This window comes from Mariniflexile sp. AS56 (genome assembly GCF_030552475.1).
Taxonomy (GTDB): Bacteria; Bacteroidota; Bacteroidia; order Flavobacteriales; family Flavobacteriaceae; genus Mariniflexile.
In genome coordinates this window covers 1-3,829 of the sequence record NZ_JAUPED010000040.1, presented here as the reverse complement: position 1 = coordinate 3,829, position 3,829 = coordinate 1, and the positions used below count along the sequence as shown (strand labels likewise).

The 3,829-nt window shown below is 29.3% G+C and carries 5 protein-coding genes; all 5 read left to right on the top strand.

Annotated elements, in window-relative coordinates; all coding sequences use genetic code 11:
• Positions 1-76 precede the first annotated feature (76 nt).
• The 5 genes from Q5N74_RS18785 (at position 77) to Q5N74_RS18765 (ending at position 3,738) form a co-directional block, all read left to right on the top strand.
• Positions 77-691, top strand: a complete 615-nt coding sequence (locus Q5N74_RS18785; protein ID WP_304390537.1) for a hypothetical protein — start codon at positions 77-79, stop codon at positions 689-691.
• Positions 692-851: 160 nt separating this feature from the next.
• Positions 852-1,550, top strand: a complete 699-nt coding sequence (locus Q5N74_RS18780; protein ID WP_304390536.1) for a hypothetical protein — start codon at positions 852-854, stop codon at positions 1,548-1,550.
• A gap of 154 nt (positions 1,551-1,704) precedes the next feature.
• Positions 1,705-2,307 (top strand): RDD family protein, encoded by a 603-nt coding sequence (locus Q5N74_RS18775; RefSeq protein WP_304390535.1) that lies wholly within the window; start codon positions 1,705-1,707, stop codon positions 2,305-2,307.
• A gap of 159 nt (positions 2,308-2,466) precedes the next feature.
• On the top strand, positions 2,467-3,093 hold the full coding sequence (locus tag Q5N74_RS18770; protein WP_304390534.1) for a hypothetical protein: 627 nt from the start codon (positions 2,467-2,469) through the stop codon (positions 3,091-3,093).
• 162 nt (positions 3,094-3,255) lie between these two features.
• Complete coding sequence (locus Q5N74_RS18765; RefSeq protein ID WP_304390533.1) at positions 3,256-3,738, top strand: hypothetical protein; 483 nt, start codon at positions 3,256-3,258, stop codon at positions 3,736-3,738.
• Positions 3,739-3,829 lie beyond the last annotated feature (91 nt).

Here is a 3,829-nt window from a genome sequence, read left to right as displayed (position 1 = left end):
AAACACCTAATATGGTATATTTAAAAACAGCGTAAATCAATTTTAACCTGTAGCCATATTTCAGGACAAGACATTTATGAAAACACTTCAATCGACATTTTCCGTACTTTTTATATTATTTGTGAGTACATGCTTCAGCCAAAACTATAAGTTTGATAAAATAGTAAAGAGTAATTTTTCTACTCAATTATTTCCGAATCAAGAATGGACTAACCTATTTAATTCTGAAGATGACTCATATCATATGCAGATATACAACCGTAACGATTCTCTAGTATCTAGAATATTTGATATAAAGGAAAATCAAGTTCATTATTTTCATATCGATAAATCAGATTCTTTAAAATTATATTTTATGGAAACGAAAAATATGACTAGTAATATCACCGAAAATAAATTTGAATTCTCTGAGATAAAAGAAAAAAAAGGAATTAAAGAGATTACTTTTAAAATTCTAAATGATAAAGACAAGAAAATTGCGAAATATAAGTTCGTAATAAAAGAAACTGACAAAAGTTATTTCTCTGTTTTTAAACTCTCTGCTCTTGAGACACAATTATTCAATAAAATAAAAACACCTATGAATTTTATAGTTTTAGAAGCAAAAGGAACGAATACCAGTGGACGATTTGTCAAATACAGACTAGAATCTATCGAGGATATTAATCTGAATATTAAAATACCGAATTAAAACTATTTACAACACCGTGTATAATTAATTGCTTTATTTCTGCCTACTTGCGAATATTCCTGCGGAATATTCACGGGTTCGTCAATGTTTGCTAACTTAGTTGCTTAACCACGCAACTAACCATACACAATCACGTTAGCTGTAATTTGAACCAATCTTTATGGTAGAAAAAAAAGACATCGAAAAATTAATTATTCAGAACAAAAAAAGTACTCTGAAAAATCATTGGAATGATGCGTTTTTTTACAACACAACAAAATACAGTGGAGAAATAAAACCGAATGAGCTTCTCATTTGGCGTTCATCACATTTTCTAAGAGGTGCCTATCCGATTTTTTATCTGACTTTTGATCAAAATGGAGAATTAAATGGTATAAAAACTGTGAAAAATCCTTATTACAAACTTTGGAATAAAATATCAATCGGATTTCTTATTATGCTTAATTTGATTTTGATATTTACAACTGAATTTAAGACTGCCATCTTTGGAATAATCGGAATTTCTGTATTGGGATTTTTTTGGTATTTATTCATGTTTAATGTAACAAAGTACGAAACAAAAAATTTGACTAAAGAACTGAAAGAAGAAATAGAAAATATTGAAAGAGAAAACAATCCCGCACTTAAAAGCATACCGAAAACGGAATTAAAGAAAGAAAAGGTTAAAGAATGGACTTTTACAAAAATCTTGACAAGATTTCTACTCTATCCGTTTTGCTTACTGATTTTATGGCTTTCGATAACTGGATTTTTGGACGAAGGAATGACATTATACCGAATATTTGGAATAATTATAGTTTTAACTTATATAATTGCTGACATAATATTGGCAATTAGAAAAAATAAAAACTACAGCTAACACCGTGTAAAAAACATTGCTTATTTTAGTTTAATCGCTTGGTCGTTGCTTTGCTTGCTTGCATCTGATTTTCCTTCGGAAAATCCTCGCACACAAACACGCAACGTTCCTTACACATAAACGTTGGCATTAATATAAACCGACCATCAAACTAATGGAAAACGAATTTACAAAAGTGATGTCCGAAAGGACAGACGAAGACTTAATAAAGATTGTAACAGTCGAGAGAGAAAGATACAATCCGACTGCAATCGAAGCTGCGGACGCTGAAATTGAAAAGCGGAATATTGACACATCTGAATTTGAAAAAATACGAGAAAAAGCTACAACGGAAAAAGAACAAAAACAAAAAGTTGACTCGAATGTGGTTGGTTCGGGAATTAGGTTTGTAAATTTTATAATTGACTTTTTTGTTTGGCTAATTTTAGCATTTATAATAAGTTTTATAATAGGACTTTTCATTCCTGTGACAGCGGAAAGTCAAGGAATTTTAACACTATTTGTTTATGCTTTATTTTTTGGGACGTTTATTGCATATTACGCCATTTTAGAAATTAAATTCCAAAAAACTATTGGGAAATTTGTAACGAAAACCAAAGTCGTAAAAATGAATGGGGAAAAACCTGAAAATGGAGATATTATTACTCGGTCTTTTTGCAGACTTATTCCATTCGACCGAATTTCATTCTTATTTGTTAAGAACGGAATTCACGATTATTTGTCTAAAACTAAAGTTGTAAAAGATACAGCGGAATAAAAATACTAATGCCAACACCGTATAAAAAAAATTGCTAGTTTTAGCTAAACCAAAGTTAGTTGCTTGTTTGCTAGCTTCTGATTTTCCTTCGGAAAATCCTCGCACACAAACACGCAACTTTCCTTATACATAAACGTTGGCAATAATTAGAATACTCAAATGAAAACAAGAATTTTATTTTTATTTTTAACCACAATTTTCACTTCTTGTAGTAGTTCACGCGTAATTAAATTTGATAAATCATATAGAAATCTAACAAATTTAATTTACACAGAACCTATATATGAATTTGCTTCACTAAAGGAAAAAAATTCTAAAAGCGGACAGTATTTTACAAAATATACGAATCAAACTCTTGATTCAATTTTTACAGTAGATTCTTTAAAATATAAAATTTATAAAAAAATTGCTATAAAGGATAAAGAAAAAATTACATATACTCTAATTCCAAAACTAAACAAAATAATAGAACAACTAAAGTCTCAAAATTCAGTAGGACAAATAGAAGTTCCAAAGGAATTTTACTCATTGAATGAATCCCAATTTTTAATGTTTACACTTATAAAACCTAATTTAATATCAAATGATAAACGATATCCAAATTCTATTGTTTTAGGGACTTCAGCTAATTCATTTTTTGTTCAATCTAGTGAAGTTTACATCTTTATACTTGACTTTAAAAAAAATGAAATAGCATTTTATGGAAAGTCGTCAGGTAAATTGAATAATCTTGGTTATAGAAAAAAAATCATCAAGGATATAAATTCCATATACAATTTGATGTAGGAATAAAAAATAACTATTGCCAACACCGTGTAAAAAACATTGCTTATTTTAGTTTAATCGTTTGGTCTTTGCTTTGTTTGCTTGCATCTGATTTTCCTTCGGAAAATCCTCGCACTCAAACACGCAACGTTCCTTACACATAAACGTTAGCTACAATTTGAAATGATGACTTTCATAATCATAATCGGATTAGTTTTAATACTAATTATTTGCTTTTTTATTTCGAATAAAATCGGAGTAAAAAAACTGACTGATGAAATAAACGAAATTTGTTTAGCTCACGAAAAACTTAATTACCCTGAACTTGACAAAAAAACTCAATTGAATATCATGGAAACTGGAAATATGAATTCAATTGCGGAATTAGTTCCTGAATTTAAGGACAAAGGAGTACCCTTTCGACTTTTGAAAAAGTATATTACAATTTCAAAAAATGACCTTAAAGAACACATAAAAGTTTCTGGGTTTATTGAAAAACAAAAATTAGAAAACGCACCAAATCCTGAACATGACGGAATTTGGTTGTTAAAAGACAAAATTATTGACCAAGAAAGAGGAATTACTCATCGAACTTGGAAAGTGAATAATGAAAGCGAAATAGCAGAAATTTACGCTGATTTACTTTGGAATAAAGTAACCGATTAATAAAAACTGTAGCTAACACCGTGTATAATTAATTGCTAGGTTCTTCCCTACTTGCGAATATTCCTGCGGAATATTCACGGGTTCGTAAATG